Genomic DNA, 13,809 nt, shown 5'->3' with positions numbered 1-13,809 from the left:
CTTCCCCGCATCCGCGCGGTTTATGCAGGTCTAGTGGGTGTGTACGGGCTCCTCCGGCCCGACGAACGCGTGACTGCGCTCCTCGCCGTCGTCGCTGCCGCCGAAGAGGCGCGCGTCGTCGGGCGGTTCCGCGGCCGGCCGCTCCCGCGGCGGGCGGCGCTTCTCGCCCCACTGCCAGCTCAGGTCGCCGCGCGAGTCGCCCACCTCGGCGCGCCAGCGCGGCATCGCGGACGGCTGCCGGTCGCGCACCCAGGCGACCAGGTGCTCGCGGACCAGGCAGCGCAGGTCCCAGAGCGTGGGCGCGTCCTGCGCGCTGACCAGCGCGCGGAGCCGGACCACGCCGCCGACCGCGTCGGTCACCTGGAGCACGCAGACGCGGCCGTCCCAGAGCTGCGTGCCCTCCAGCAGCGTGCGCAGTTCCTCGCGCATGTCCTGCACCGGCACGGACCAGTCGACGTCGAACTCCGCGGTGCCGAGCACGGCGGACTGCGTGCGTGTCCAGTTCTGGAACGGCTTGCTGGTGAAGTACGACGTGGGCAGGATCAGCCGGCGGTCGTCCCAGATCTGGACCACCACGTACGACAGCGTCAGCTCCTCGATCTTGCCCCACTCCCCCTCGATGACCACCACGTCGTCGAGACGCACCGCGTCGCTGAACGCCAGTTGCAGACCGGCGAAGAAGTTGGAGAGCAGCGTCTGCGCGGCCAGCGCCGCGACGACGGAGAGCAGGCCGGCGGAGGCGAGCAGGCCGCCGCCGATCGCGCGCACGTCCGGGAACGTCATCAGCATCACCCCGGCCGTCACCACCACGATCACCGCGATGGTCACCCGGCGCAGCATCACCACCTGGGTGTGCAACTGGCGGGCGCGCCGGTTGTCCGGCACGTCGGTGCGCCAGCGGGACAGCGTGAGGTCCTCGAACGCGACCAGGAACGCGCCGATCAGCCACGCGGTCGCGGCCATCACCAGAAGCACCAGCGCGTGCAGCAGGTGCCGCCGCCACTCCGCGCCGGCCGAGTCCGCCGTGGTGAACCGCACCGCGAGCTGGATCGCCATCAGTGTGATCGCGAACTGCACCGGCCGGTGCGTGTGCTCGGCCAGCTCGGACGCCAGCCGCGAGTGCGCGGCCAGCTTCTTGATGATCACGTGGGTGACCGCGACGAAGATCAGCGCCAGCGCTGCCGCCGCGGCCGTCACACCGACCGTGATCAGGATGTCCTCCACGGAAACGTCTCTCCCTCCGTGTCGGGGTTTTTCATGCACAGATCGTTACTGAGGAAACTTCGCACCCATGCTAGGCACAACACGCGCCCGGGCCGGGTCGCGCGACGCGACCCGGCCCGGTTTTAACGCAATGTTGATCAGACCTTCCGGTAGCGCGCCTGCACGAAGCAGAACACGCCGTAGCAGCCGATCCCGAGCGCGACCAGGGCGAGCAGGAACGGCCCGTAGCTCTGCTCGACCAGCGTGCGCAGCGCGGCGTCCAGCCCGCGCGCCTTCTCCGCGTCGTACGTCACAGCCGCGACGATCACCAGGAGACCGGCGATGCCGTACGCGATGCCCTTGGAGATGTAACCGGCCATGCCCAGGCGCCGGGACACGGTCCGCAGCTTCGGGCTCATCTCGCCGGTCTTCAGGTGCTCCTCGAAGTTCTTCTTCGCGCCGTGGTAGATCAGGCCGGCGCCGATGCCGAGCACCGCCAGCCCGGCCAGGCCGACCAGCCCGCGCCCGCCGGCCGAGTCCATCAGCTTCTCGGTGAGCTGCTGAGAGCTGTCACCGCTGGACGACTTCGCGCCGGAGAGCACCTTGTAGGCGGTGAAGGCGAAGTACAGGTAGGCGAGCGCGCGGCCGACGGAGATGAGCCGCTCGACCACCCGCTCCCTGCCGTTCTCGGCCTGGTGGCCGACCGCGGCCTCGAGCGCCTGCCAGACGGCCATCGCGACCAGGCCGACGCCGATCGCGCCGACCAGGAACGCACCGAACGGCTGGGACGCCAGCTCCTCCAGCGCGCCCGACTGCGAGCCCTCCTGGCTGGCATTGCCGAACGCGACCTGGAGGGCCAGCCACGCGAGCAGGAGGTGCAGCACGCCGTACCCGATGAATCCGGCCCGGGCGAGCAGCTCCAGCGACTTGCTGTTGGCGGCACGGGACGCCGTGCCTCGAGCGTCATGGGTGAGCGACATGAAGTGTCAGTCACCGAATGGGGAGATTCGTAAACCCCGTGCTCAGGCGACTGAGATCTGGATCGCTGCCTGCGTGTCGGTCAGCGACTCCAGCTGCACCAGGAAGCCGCCGACCTCGGTGGCGGCCTGGCCGACCGTGAGCTGGATCTGCTCGCCCGCGACCTCGAACGTGGCGACCTGGCCCTGCACCTCCACCAGCTTGGCCTCGACGCCCAGGACACTGGCGGTCGCCGAGGCGCCGCGGTCGAACGTCACGGTGCACTGGTCGAGACCGCAGGCGGTGTCGTAGCCCTCGCCGCTGCACGCGGCGAGCGACAGTGCGAGCACGGCTCCGAGAAGGGCGGCGGGCACGGCGCGGATGATGCGTCGGTTCGTCACGCTTCCAGGGTACGGGGGCGGCACCACCGACATGATCAACGCCGGTTATCGTGCGCCGCATGCCGTTCGACGTCGACGCGATCCGTTCCCGCTATCCCGCACTCGCCGAGGGCTACCTGCACTTCGACAACGCGGGCGGCAGCCAGGTCGCCGCGCCGGTCGCGGACGCGGTGGCGGACACGATGCGCGCGGCCGTCTCCAACCGCAGCACCGCGTTCGAGCCGGGCCGCCGGTCCGGGGAGATCGTGGCGGCGGCCCGGCACGCGCTGGCCGACCTGCTCGGCGCCGTGCCGCGCGGCGTCGTGCTCGGGCCCAGCGCCACCGCGCTGACCTACCGGGTGGCCCGCGCGCTCGCCGGCACCTGGCGGCCCGGCGACGAGATCGTCGTCTCCCGGCTCGACCACGACGCGAACGTGCGACCGTGGGTGCAGCTCGCCGCGCGGGCCGGCGTGACGGTCCGCTGGGCCGAGTTCGACCGGGCCACCGGTGATCTGCCGGTCGCGCAGTACGAGCGGCTGGTCGGCGCGCGGACCCGGCTGGTGGCGCTGACCGCGGCCGGCAACGCGAACGGCGCCGCGCCGGACGTGGCCGCGGTCGCCGCGATCGCCCGCGCGGCCGGCGCGCTGACCTATGTGGACGGCGTACACCGCACGCCGCACGTCGCCACGGACGTGGCCGCGCTGGGCGCGGACTTCTACGTGACCAGCGCGTACAAGTGGTCCGGCCCGCACCTCGCCGCGGTCGCGGCCGACCCGGCGCTCTGGGAGCGGCTGCGCCCGATGAAGCTGGCGCCGTCGCCGGAGTCGGTGCCGGACCGGTTCGAGCTGGGCACCGCGAGCTTCGAGCAGTTGGCCGGCGTGATCGCCGCGGTCGAGCACCTCGCCGACCTGGCCCCGGCCACGCCCGGGCTGGACCGCCGGGGCCGGCTCCGCGAGTCGTTCGCCGAGATCCAGCGGTACGAGTCCGCGCTCCTCGCCCGCCTGCACGACGGGCTGGCGTCGCTGTCCGGCGTGTCGCTGCTGCCCGCGCCCGCGCGCCGCTGCCCGACCGTGTCGTTCCGGCTCGCGGACCAGCCGCCGGCCCGGACCGCGGCGCTGCTCGGCGAGCGCGGGATCTGCGTCTCGGCCGGCGACTACTACGCCTACGAGTACTTCGAGGCGCTGGGCCTGCGGGACAGCGGCGGCGCGGTCCGCGCGTCGCTCTACCACTACAACACCGAGGCCGAGGTCGACGCGCTGCTCACCGCGCTGTCCGAGCTGGCCTAGCGCTACCCTTGCCGGAGTCGATCGAGGGCGGGGAGGCCACCATGGGTGTCGAGGTGCGGGACAACGCGGCCGACGGGCGGTTCGAGATCCTGCTCGACGGCACGGTCGCCGGCATCGCGGCCTACACCGTGCGCGAGGACGCGCTGGTCTTCACGCACACCGAGGTCGACCCCGGGCACGAGGGCCAGGGCCTCGGGTCGAAGCTGGCGGCCGGCGCGCTCGACGCGGCCCGGGAGCGCGGCGCCACGGTCGTCCCGCGGTGCCCGTTCATCAAGGCCTACATCGAGCGCCACCCGGCGTACCAGGACCTCCTCGCGGCCTAGCCGCGCAGCGACGGGAACACCTTCGACCGGTAGAGGTCGAAGAAGCCCTGCTGGTGGGGGCCGATGTTGGAGACGTACACCTCGTCGAAGCCGGCCTTGGCGTACTGCTCGATCTGCTGCAGGTGCGCGTCCGGGTCGCTGCCGCAGACGTGCGCCTCGCGCATCTTCTCCGGCGGCACCAGCTGCGACGCCTGCTCGAAGTGCCGCGGCGACGGCAGCACCTGGGACAGTTCGCCGGGCACGCCCGCGTTCGGCCATCGCTCGTACGCGATCCGCACCGCCTCGTCCTCGGTCGGCGCGAAGCAGGCCTTGAAGCCGCCCTGCGCGGGCTTGTCGCCGCCGCCGTTGTCCCGGAACCGGCCCACCAGTTCGCCGTCCGGCATGGTGCTGACGTAGCCGTCGCCGATCCGCGCGGCCAGGTCCACCGCCTTCGGCCCGAACCCGGAGACGTAGATCGGTGGCGGCGTCTCCGGCATGGTGTAGATCCGCGCGTTCTCCACCGTGTAGTGCTTGCCGCGGTGCTCGACGAAGCCGCCCTTCCACAGCTCGCGCATCACGTGCACGGCCTCCTCGAGCATCTCCAGCCGCACGTCCGCGCTGGGCCACGCGTCGCCGAGGATGTGCTCGTTGAGCGCCTCCCCGGAGCCGACGCCGAGCACGAAGCGGCCGTTCATCAGCACCGCGGACGTGGCCGCCGCCTGGGCCAGCACGGCCGGGTGGATGCGCACGGTCGGGCAGGTCACGGCCGTGGTGACCGGCAGCGTGGTGACCTGGCTGAGCGCGCCGATCATCGACCAGACGAACGGGCTCTGGCCCTGTGCGTCGACCCACGGATGGTAGTGGTCGGAGATCCAGAGTGCCTCGAAGCCGGCCTGCTCGGCGCCGCGCGCCTGCTCCAGCAGTTCGGCCGGCGTGAACTCCTCGCTGGACAGGAAGTAACCCACCTTCATGCCGACTGTCGTACCCGCGAAAGGGCTGGTCAATCGTCGTCGCGCGGGGCCAGCATCACGTGCATGGCCTCGCCCGGCTTCGCCTCCGGGCAGCGCAGCCGGATGTCCAGGTGGCCGAACGGGCTGCCGACCAGCCAGCAGTGGTGCGGCTGACCACTCCCCGGGTACGCGTACGACTCGAAGAATCGGCAGGTCACGCACATCTTCGTGACCGGGATCTGATCCGCCTGCTGCATCGTCCGGATCTTCGTGGTGACCACGTCGAGCAGGTGCTGGCGGCGCAGCGCGTCCAGGTCGTGCAGGCCGTGCAGCAGGTCCGCGGCCCAGTTCATCGGCTCGACCGGCTCGGCCCGGCCCCGCTCGGTCAGCGACAGCCGCACGTCGCCCGGCGAGAACGACGGCGTCGGGCCCATCGTGACCAGCCCCTCCGCCACCAGCGTCTCCACGGCCGCGAGCAGTGACTTCGTGGTCATGCCGAGGTCCTTGGAGAGCTCGCTCAGCGGGTAGCTGCCGGGCCGCCGCCCCAGCACGAGCAGGACCTGCTGCTGGGCGAGCGTGCGTTCGGCCGCCGGCGCGCCGTCGTCGGCCGCGCGGACCGCGACCGCCACGCGGGCCAGCCCGGCGGCGAGATGGTGCTGCGACAGTTCGAGATCCACAATTCCGCCCCGGGTCGGCTACTCTCCGTCTCTGTGCAGCTCGTCACAGTACCCGGTTTGCAAATTGCAGAGCATGACGGCCGAACGGCTATCGTTTACCGCCGCCGAACATCGCTCTAATGGCGATGACCAGGAACAATATGCCGACGATCACGCCCAGCCCGCGCACCACCGGGATCTCCGACCAGGGTCGTTCCTCGGCCGCGAGCACGGACATCACTCGGACGGGTGCCTGAAATGCCTCCACGACTGAAACCATAGGACCCTTTCGGGGGTACGGCGAGCGGGCGCGTCGGACCGGCGGTGCGCGCACTCCGTAGGGTGTCCCGGTGCCACCGCCCCGCCGCCGCCCCGCCCCGGTCTCCGCCGCGCCGCGGTCTCCCAAGCCGCCGCCCAGCGTCGACCTGGCCACCGGCGAGCCCGAACCGGAGGACGCGTACGCCCGGCTCGCCTACTACGACGTCGACCTGTCCGGGCGCGAGGCGGAGTCGGTGACGTTCACCCAGTGCCGGTTCCGCGCGGCCGACCTCTCCGGCGCCCGCCTCGACCGGCTCACCCTCACCGACTGCCTGGTGCAGAATTCCAACTGGGCGAACCTGACCACCGACGGCGGCGCACTGACCCGCGTCGAGCTGCGCGAGTCCCGGATGACCGGCCTCACCATCGGCGACGGCACGCTGCGCGACGTCCGCTTCGAGGAGTGCCGCCTGGACCTGTCCGCCTGGCGCTTCACCCGCTTCGAGGCCGTCCACCTGACCGGCTGCAACCTCACCGGCGCCGACTTCACCGGCGCCGACCTGCGCGGCGCCCGCTTCACCCGGTGCGACCTCACCGGCGCCCAGTTCCACCAGGCCGACCTCACCGGCACCCGCTTCCGCGGCTGCACCCTCGCCGGCATCGGCGGCCCCGACCGCCTCCGCGGCGCCGTAGTCCACGAAAGCGACCTGCTCGCCCTCTCCTACGTCCTCGCCACCGCCATGGGCATCACCATCGACCCGGACTGACGCGCACCGCACAGCCGCCACCGGCCCAAAAAGCCGTCACCCGAGCCTCCGCACGCCGTCGCCGCGAAGCGTCGAGCCGTGGCCGGCGGACCCCGCCGGCAGGGGCAGCAGACCACGCGAGCCGGCGCCTTGCCGCGCGCACGCCCGCGATCACCACCGAGCGCCCATCACGCCCCGGGGGTGCGTGACCGGGGCGCCGGACCAGCCGGGTCTCCGGCGAAGGCCGCACCCGCCCACGATCATCACCGCCCGGAGGGGGACCGCCCTGCGCGGCCGTGCGCGCGTGATCGGGGTGCCGGACCACGGCGGGACCGGCAGAGAGGCCGGCCACGGCCGAACGGTGCCCGCGGGAGCACTGGGAAGCGGCCACGCCGGAAGCGGGAAGATGATCTAGGGATATTTGCACGCGCGGGGTATGGGCTCGCGCCTGTTAGGCTGTTGGCCATGGGAATCGCGGATGACGCGGTGCAGGTCCGGGCGCAGGGGTGGCGGACGCTCGCCGCGCTGCACGGGCTGATCGACGCGACGCTGGAACGGGCGCTCGCGTCGGGGCACGGGTTGTCCGTGGTCGAGTTCACGGTGCTGGACGCGCTGTCCCGGCAGGACGGCTTCCACATGCGGATGTCGCAGCTGGCCCGGGCGGCGGCGCTGTCGTCGAGCGCGGCGACCCGGCTGGTCAACCGGCTGGAGGATCGCGGGCTGCTCGCGCGGTACCTGTGTCAGGACGACCGGCGCGGCATCTACTCGGAGCTGACCGAGGAGGGGCGCGAGCTGCTGGCGAAGGCGCGGCCCACGCACGACGAGGTGCTGGCGAGCGCGCTGGACGAGGCCGGCCGGATGCCGGAGTTGGCGCCGCTGGTCCGCGCGCTGCACCAGCTCCATCCGTAACACGCATTTGACAGCGACGGCCATTGATTCGATCAGGCCTGTCCAAGCAGGATCTTGAGCACATCCATCGTGGAGGTGCTTCGTGCGCTCACCGGGCAAGATCCTCACCGGGCTCCTGATAGCGGGTCTCGGTGTCTCTCTCCTTCCGTCGGCGGCGCTGGGTGCGCCGCCGGACCGGCCGGTCCGCGACTTCGGCAACGGGCCGGAGCGCAACCAGATCGCGGCGGCCGACGCGGCCCTGACGCTCGCCGCGACGGCGGCGGCGCCGGATTCGTCCTGGTCGGCGGACCGGCGGGGTGGCGGCTACCCGCGCCGGACCGCGCTGCACGTCTACCCGGAGAACCCGGCGGACAAGTCGATCAAGCTGGGCCTGGTGCCCTACCACGCGATCGCGCCGAAGCTGAACGCGTTGCAGGCCGCCAGTGACCGGGTCTCCGCCGAGGTGATCGGCCGGTCCGCGCTCGGCCGTGAGCTGTACCTGGTGACCGTGACCGCGCCGGAGAGCGCCGCGGAGACGCGCCGCCAGGCCGAGTGGCGCCGGCTGATCGAGGACGACCCGGTCCGAGCCGCGCGTGACCGGTCGCTGGCGCGCGACTACAAGGCCCCGATCTGGATCAACGCGAACATCCACGGCAACGAGTGGGAGGGGACGGACGGCTCGCTGCGCCTGATCGAGCAGCTCGCCACCGCGACCGACGCCGCCACGGCCGCGCTGCTGCGCCGCACCCGCGTCTACTTCACGGTCACCAACAACCCGGACGGGCGGATCGCCGGCACCCGGGCCAACGGCGCCGGCTTCGACGTCAACCGCGACCACGTCACGTCCTCGCAGCCGGAGTCGCGGGCCGTGCGCGCGGTCGCGATCGACGCGCAGCCGCTGGTGATGCTGGACGAGCACGGCTACACCGGCACCACGCTGATCGAGCCGTGCACGCCACCGCACGGGCAGAACTACGAGTACGACCTGTACCTGCCGCCGGCGTACGGCAACGCGCTCGGCATGGAGAAGAACGTCAACGCCCTCGGCCTGCCGGTGGACATCCCGTTCCGCGACTTCGCACCCGGTGACTGGGACGACTGGCCGCCGGTCTTCACCCCGATGTACGCGATGTACCACGGCGCGATCGGCCACACCGTGGAGATCCCGCTGCGGGTGAACAACGCCGACTACGACGCGCTGCCCGTGGCCGAGCTGCGGCGCCGTGCCGCGATCAACACGTCCGTGGTGGAGGCGACGATCCGGGGCACGCTGACGTACACGGACGCGAACCGCGCCTCGCTGATCGCCGGCCAGATCGAGCAGTTCCGCCGGGGCTGGGCCGGTGAGCCGCTGCGCGACGTGCCGGACGGGTTCGTGCCCGGCTACGGCCCGGAGGACCGCTACCAGACCACGTTCCCGCGCGCGTACGTGATCCCGGCCGGGGGGCCCGCCGCCGCCCGCCTGGTCGACCACCTGATCGCGCACGACATCCGGGTCACCCGCGCGTCCCGGCCGTTCACGCTGACCGGGCGCGCCTACCCGGCCGGCACCTACGTGGTCGACATGCACCAGCCCAAGCGCGGCCTGGCCAACGCGATGCTGGAGGCCGGCCGGGACATCTCCGCGGCGGTCCCGCAGATGTACGACATCTCCGGCTGGTCGCACCGGCTGCTCTGGGGCGCGCCGGTCTCGGTCGTCGAGCGTGGCGCGCTGCCGTCCGGCCTGCGCCCGGTGTCCACCGCCGCCCCCACCGGCGCGGTCCCGGCCGGCCGCGGCGACCTGCTGCTGACGCTCGCCGACGCGGCCGACGTCCGCGCGCTCAACGCACTGCTCGCCGCCGGCGTCCCGGCCCGGCGGCTGCCGGACGGCACCGTCGTGGTCCCGTCCGCGTCCCGCCGCGAGGCCGTCTCGGTCGCCACGACCTACGGGGTACGGTTCACCACCGCGCCTCGCGGCGCCGCCGGTGTCCCGCTCACCCGCCCGGTGATCGCGGCCGCCGCTGCCGCGGACGAGCTGCTGGTCCTCCGGGACCTCGGCTTCGAGGTCCGGACGATCTCCACCGCCGCGCTGAACGCGGGCGAGTCCCTGGACGGCGTGTCCGCGCTGTACGTCTCGGCCGGCCTGTCCTACGCGTCGCTCACCCCGGCGGCCCGCGCCGAGGTGGCGTCGGTCGGCGCGGTGATCACCCGGGGTACCACCGGCGCCCGGTTCAACGCGGAGGCCGCGCTGCTCCCGGTCACCGCGGTCGCCGGCCGCTCGGACGCGAACGGCGTGGTCTCCGTGGTCAACGGCCGGGGCCCGGTGGGCGCGTCCGCGCCGCCGCACTCGTTCGTCTACTCCCCGCTGTGGTTCACCGGTCTGGGCGCCGGGGTGGTCGCGGAGCAGCGCTACGCGGCCACGCCACTGGTGGCAGGCCACTGGCGTCCGGCCGAGGACGGCACCGGCGGGCCCGGCGCCGCCGCCGGCCAGGCCGCCGTGGTCTCCGGCGTCTCCGCGTCCGGCACCGCGGCGGTCCTGTTCGGCACGGAGCCGCTGTTCCGGGCCCACCCCAAGGGCCTGTACCCGCAGGTGGCGCGCGCCCTGTTCTGGTCGGTGACGGCCGGCGTGCCCGCCGGCGTGTGAGTGTGCGGGCCGGCGGCGGATCCCGCCGCCGCCGGCCCGGCGTCATCGGGGCGGCCCGGGCCGCGGCGCGGCGCGCCGGTCGAGATCCCTGACCGCTCTCCCCGGCGGATAGGGGTCACCGGTCGTCGGGCAGCTGGGTGATCCGGAAGCTGAGCCGGTCGCCGACCTCGCACATGCTCGCGCTGATCGACCAGGACTCGCAGACCAGCTCCGCGCCGCGCCGGGTCCAGCGGAAGCCGTGCGAGTCGACGTGGTCGTCCGGGTTCGACCGGACGATCCGCTGTAGTTCCGCCAGATAGTGCGCCGGATGCATGTCCCGCCCTCCGCGGCCGGCCGAGTGTCACGTCCCGCTCCATCCAACGACGACCGTCGACGCCGGCGCGTCGGCCGTCGAGTCGCGGTTCGCCGTCGTTTTCCGCGGGAATGCCGCTGAACGGCAGTCCCGTTCCGGCCGGGGCACCGGACGAGGCGTCACCCGGCCGCGCGGCGGCGCACGCGCAGCCCGATCCACAGCAGCACCAGACAGGCCACGACGAGGGCCGGTTCCAGCGCGAAACCGGCGGTCAGCCCGTACCGGTCGGCCAGGCCGCCGAGCAGGAACGGGAACGCGGCCGCGGACACGCCGAGGATCAGCTGCGAACGGGCGTTCGCCCGGTCCTCCTGCCCGCCGGCCGCGTCCAGGGTGAGCGACAGTGCCAGCGGATACAGGTTCGCGATGCCCACGCCGGTCAGGAACAGCGCGACCACGGCGACGGCCGGCCGCGCGGTCAGCCAGAACAGGACGACGGCGGCCAGCGTGAGCGCCAGGGAGGCGTATAGCAGCGCCACGGTACGGCCGGGCCGGCGGGTCAGCCGGGCGCCGGCCACCCGGCCGGCCAGGATGCCGGCGAGGTTGCTGCTCATCGCCGTGCCGGCGGCGGCAGCGGTCCAGCCGTGGCCGATCAGCGTCTGCGGCCCGAAGTAGACCAGGCAGAACTCGATCGCCGAACTGACCGCGGTCACCACCGCGAACAGCCAGCAGGCCGCCGGCAGCCGCCCGGCCGTGCTCGCGGCGGCCCGGTGCGGGCGCGCGGGCAGCGGCCGGCCGCGGTAGCGCAGGTAGAGCAGGACCAGGACGACGGCGGGCAGCGCGAACGTGACGCGCCAGCCGAGCGCGGTGCCCGCCAGCACGCCGAGCACCATGGGAGCGAACACCGCGGACGCGCCGGCGCCCACGTTGGCCTCGGTGAGCGCCCGGTCGCGCATGCCGCCGTGCCGGTCGGAGAGGATCGCCTGGATCACGGTCAGCAGCATGGTGCCGGCGGCGCCGAACGCGCCGGCACCGAGGAGCGTGGCCGGGACACCACCGCCGATCGTGAACAGGCCCGCGCCGAGCGCCGTGGCCACGGCCGAGCCCCACAGCAGCACGCCGCGCTCCAGGCGGCGGGCCGCCCACGCGAACCCGGCCCCGGCCAGCGCCGCGCCGCCGGACCAGAACACCTCGTAGAGACCGAGCACCGAGTACGAGAACCGCAGCTCGTCGCGGAGCAGCGTCACCGCGGGCCCGAACGCGTAGAGCCAGAAGCTGAAGCAGCCGAGCATCGCGTACGACAGCACGGTCGGCGCGTCACGCGTGAAGTCGCCGGCCGGCTCCGTATATCGATCCACACGTGGAGTATGGGTCCTCGCCGGGAGGTGCGCCGGGGAGAACTCCGGGGTCGGGGTTGGTTCAGGAAAGCCGGGGTCGCGGTGAACATGACGGCCGCGGCCTGGGAGGCGGCGTGCGCGGCCCTGCCCGCGCGCGGGACTCCGGCCGCGTTTGTCGCCTCTCATATGCGGGAAAATCAGGAACCACACGCCTTCGCCGCATCGACGCGGGCCGACCGAACGGGGACAATGACCGCGCCATGATCACACTGCCCCTGCTCTCCTCCCGCATCAAGCGCGCCGCGAAGAAACACTTCGGCTGGCGGTCCCTGCGCCCCGGCCAACTGGCGCCGATGCGGACCGTGCTGAAGCGGCGCGACGCGCTGGTCGTCATGCCCACCGGCGGTGGCAAGTCCGCGCTCTACCAGGTTCCCGGCACGCTGCTGCCCGGTCCGACCGTGGTCGTCTCCCCGCTGCTCGCGCTCCAGCAGGACCAGATCGCGGCGCTCAACGAGCACGGCACGCCGGCGCTGCGCGCGGTGCGGATCAGCTCGGCCGAGACGCCGAACCAGAAGGCGGAGGCGCTGGAGGCGATCCGTTCGGGCGCGGCCCGGTTCCTGTTCACCACGCCGGAGCAGCTCGCCTCCGAGCCGATGCAGGTGGAGATCCGCGCGCTGCGCCCGGCGCTGGTCGCGGTGGACGAGGCGCACTGCATCTCCGCGTGGGGCCCCGACTTCCGGCCGGACTTCCTGGCACTCGGCCACCTGATCCGCGCGATCGGCCGCCCGCCGGTGCTGGCGCTCACCGCGACCGCGTCACCGCCGGTGCGGGACGACATCATCAAGCGGCTCGGGCTGCGCGACGTCAAGCCGATGATCTCCGGGCTGGACCGGCCGAACCTGTTCCTCGAGGTGGCGTACTGCCCGGACGAGGCGTACCGGTGGCGGCGGCTGACCGCGCTGCTCGACGAGGACGAGGGCCTCGGCATCGTCTACGTCGCCACCCGCCGCGCGGCCGAGGAGCTGGCGGAGAAGCTCACCGACGCCGGCTACCAGGCCGAGTTCTACCACGGCGGCATGGCGGCCGGCGCGCGCGAGGAGCGGCACGAGGCGTTCCTCGCGGACAAGGTGCAGGTGATGGTCGCGACCAGCGCGTTCGGCATGGGCATCGACAAGCCGAACATCCGCTGGGTCGCGCACGTGGCGCTCCCGGACTCGCCGGACAGCTACTTCCAGGAGATCGGCCGGGCCGGCCGGGACGGGGCGCCCGCCCGCGCGCTGCTGCTATGGCGCGCCGAGGACGAGAACATCCAGCGGTACTTCACCGGCGGCGCCGTGGACGAGAAGGAGCTGCGCGAGCTGGCGGCCGTGCTGCGCACCGGCGCGCACACCAAGGCGGAGCTGCGCGAGAAGACCGGCCTCGGCACCCGCAAGCTCGGCCAGTTGCTCGCGCTGCTGGAGCAGGTCGACTCGGTCGCCACGATCGGCACCACCAAGGTCCTCGCGCCGAACTACGCGCCGCCCGCGGCCGAGGCCGCCAAGCTCGCCGCCGCCGAGGCCGAGCGCCAGCAGACCGTGCAGCGCTCCCGGATCGACATGATGCGCGCGTTCGCCCAGACCCGGTCCTGCCGTGGCCAGATCCTGCTCGCGTACTTCGGCGAGCACGCCCCCGACCCCTGCGGCCACTGCGACAACTGCCTCAATCCCCCGGCCGACGCGCCCGTATCCCCCGCGCCGGCCTCCCCCGGGGCGGACGCGACTCCGGACGCGGCCGAGCTGTTCCCGGTGCACAGCACGGTCCGGCACCAGGAGTGGGGCACCGGCATGGTGCTCGGCTACGAGGAGGACAAGATGACCGTCCTCTTCGACACCGTCGGGTACAAGACCCTGTCCGTCACGGTCGTGGCCAAGCGGTCGCTGCTCACGCCGGGCTGA

Annotated in this window: 14 protein-coding genes; 6 read left to right on the top strand and 8 right to left on the bottom strand. The window is 73.1% G+C overall.

The genetic code is table 11. The features are described from left to right. Positions 1–30 precede the first annotated feature (30 nt). The 3 genes from J2S41_RS04280 to J2S41_RS04270 all read right to left on the bottom strand — a co-directional run bounded on the left by J2S41_RS04280 (position 31) and on the right by J2S41_RS04270 (position 2,561). Entirely contained in the window at positions 31–1,224 is a 1,194-nt protein-coding gene (locus tag J2S41_RS04280; protein ID WP_310363323.1) for a mechanosensitive ion channel family protein, read from the bottom strand. 137 nt (positions 1,225–1,361) lie between these two features. Next, complete coding sequence (locus tag J2S41_RS04275) at positions 1,362–2,183, bottom strand: DUF1206 domain-containing protein (RefSeq protein ID WP_310363321.1); 822 nt, start codon at positions 2,181–2,183, stop codon at positions 1,362–1,364. A gap of 42 nt (positions 2,184–2,225) precedes the next feature. Next, positions 2,226–2,561 carry a hypothetical protein gene (locus J2S41_RS04270; RefSeq protein WP_310363318.1) on the bottom strand — a complete coding sequence of 112 codons (336 nt, stop codon included), beginning with the start codon at positions 2,559–2,561 and terminating at the stop codon, positions 2,226–2,228. Positions 2,562–2,620: 59 nt separating this feature from the next. Here J2S41_RS04270 and J2S41_RS04265 point away from each other — a divergent pair, with 59 nt between their 5' ends. Together J2S41_RS04265 and J2S41_RS04260 are read left to right on the top strand one after the other, a co-directional pair. Next, the gene (locus J2S41_RS04265; RefSeq protein ID WP_310363315.1) at positions 2,621–3,826 is read left to right on the top strand and encodes a cysteine desulfurase-like protein; all 1,206 of its coding nucleotides are present in this window, start codon (positions 2,621–2,623) and stop codon (positions 3,824–3,826) included. Positions 3,827–3,867: 41 nt separating this feature from the next. Next, complete coding sequence (locus J2S41_RS04260; RefSeq protein ID WP_310363310.1) at positions 3,868–4,149, top strand: GNAT family N-acetyltransferase; 282 nt, start codon at positions 3,868–3,870, stop codon at positions 4,147–4,149. On the opposite strand, the gene J2S41_RS04255 is transcribed toward J2S41_RS04260, so the two are convergent. The 3 genes from J2S41_RS04255 to J2S41_RS04245 all read right to left on the bottom strand — a co-directional run bounded on the left by J2S41_RS04255 (position 4,146) and on the right by J2S41_RS04245 (position 6,002). Further along, positions 4,146–5,099 (bottom strand): LLM class F420-dependent oxidoreductase, encoded by a 954-nt coding sequence (locus tag J2S41_RS04255; protein ID WP_310363308.1) that lies wholly within the window; start codon positions 5,097–5,099, stop codon positions 4,146–4,148. The genes J2S41_RS04260 and J2S41_RS04255 overlap by 4 nt on opposite strands. 29 nt (positions 5,100–5,128) lie before the next feature. Continuing rightward, the gene (locus tag J2S41_RS04250) at positions 5,129–5,755 is read right to left on the bottom strand and encodes a winged helix DNA-binding protein (RefSeq protein WP_310363305.1); all 627 of its coding nucleotides are present in this window, start codon (positions 5,753–5,755) and stop codon (positions 5,129–5,131) included. 88 nt (positions 5,756–5,843) lie between these two features. Continuing rightward, on the bottom strand, positions 5,844–6,002 hold the full coding sequence (locus tag J2S41_RS04245) for a hypothetical protein (protein ID WP_310363304.1): 159 nt from the start codon (positions 6,000–6,002) through the stop codon (positions 5,844–5,846). A gap of 82 nt (positions 6,003–6,084) precedes the next feature. Between J2S41_RS04245 and J2S41_RS04240 the strand changes: the two genes are divergently transcribed. From J2S41_RS04240 to J2S41_RS04230, 3 genes are all read left to right on the top strand, one after another. Continuing rightward, positions 6,085–6,759, top strand: coding sequence for a pentapeptide repeat-containing protein (locus J2S41_RS04240; protein ID WP_374728108.1), 675 nt, complete (start codon positions 6,085–6,087; stop codon positions 6,757–6,759). A 444-nt stretch (positions 6,760–7,203) separates the two neighbouring features. Further along, positions 7,204–7,647: a MarR family winged helix-turn-helix transcriptional regulator gene (locus tag J2S41_RS04235; RefSeq protein ID WP_310363302.1), complete on the top strand. Its 444-nt coding sequence runs from the start codon at positions 7,204–7,206 to the stop codon at positions 7,645–7,647. A gap of 82 nt (positions 7,648–7,729) precedes the next feature. After that, positions 7,730–10,249 carry a M14 family zinc carboxypeptidase gene (locus J2S41_RS04230; protein ID WP_310363300.1) on the top strand — a complete coding sequence of 840 codons (2,520 nt, stop codon included), beginning with the start codon at positions 7,730–7,732 and terminating at the stop codon, positions 10,247–10,249. Positions 10,250–10,364: 115 nt separating this feature from the next. Here the strand turns inward: J2S41_RS04230 and J2S41_RS04225 are convergent, their stop codons facing one another. Beyond that, positions 10,365–10,562 carry a hypothetical protein gene (locus J2S41_RS04225; protein ID WP_310363297.1) on the bottom strand — a complete coding sequence of 66 codons (198 nt, stop codon included), beginning with the start codon at positions 10,560–10,562 and terminating at the stop codon, positions 10,365–10,367. Positions 10,563–10,720: 158 nt separating this feature from the next. After that, entirely contained in the window at positions 10,721–11,896 is a 1,176-nt protein-coding gene (locus tag J2S41_RS04220; protein ID WP_310363294.1) for an MFS transporter, read from the bottom strand. 242 nt (positions 11,897–12,138) lie between these two features. On the opposite strand from J2S41_RS04220, the gene J2S41_RS04215 reads away from it, so the two are divergent. Continuing rightward, positions 12,139–13,809 carry a RecQ family ATP-dependent DNA helicase gene (locus J2S41_RS04215; RefSeq protein ID WP_374728244.1) on the top strand — a complete coding sequence of 557 codons (1,671 nt, stop codon included), beginning with the start codon at positions 12,139–12,141 and terminating at the stop codon, positions 13,807–13,809.

Source organism: Catenuloplanes atrovinosus, assembly GCF_031458235.1.
Taxonomy (GTDB): domain Bacteria; phylum Actinomycetota; class Actinomycetes; order Mycobacteriales; family Micromonosporaceae; genus Catenuloplanes; species Catenuloplanes atrovinosus.
The sequence above is the reverse complement of the archived record's forward strand: the minus strand, read 5'-3'. Positions and strand labels throughout refer to the sequence as shown.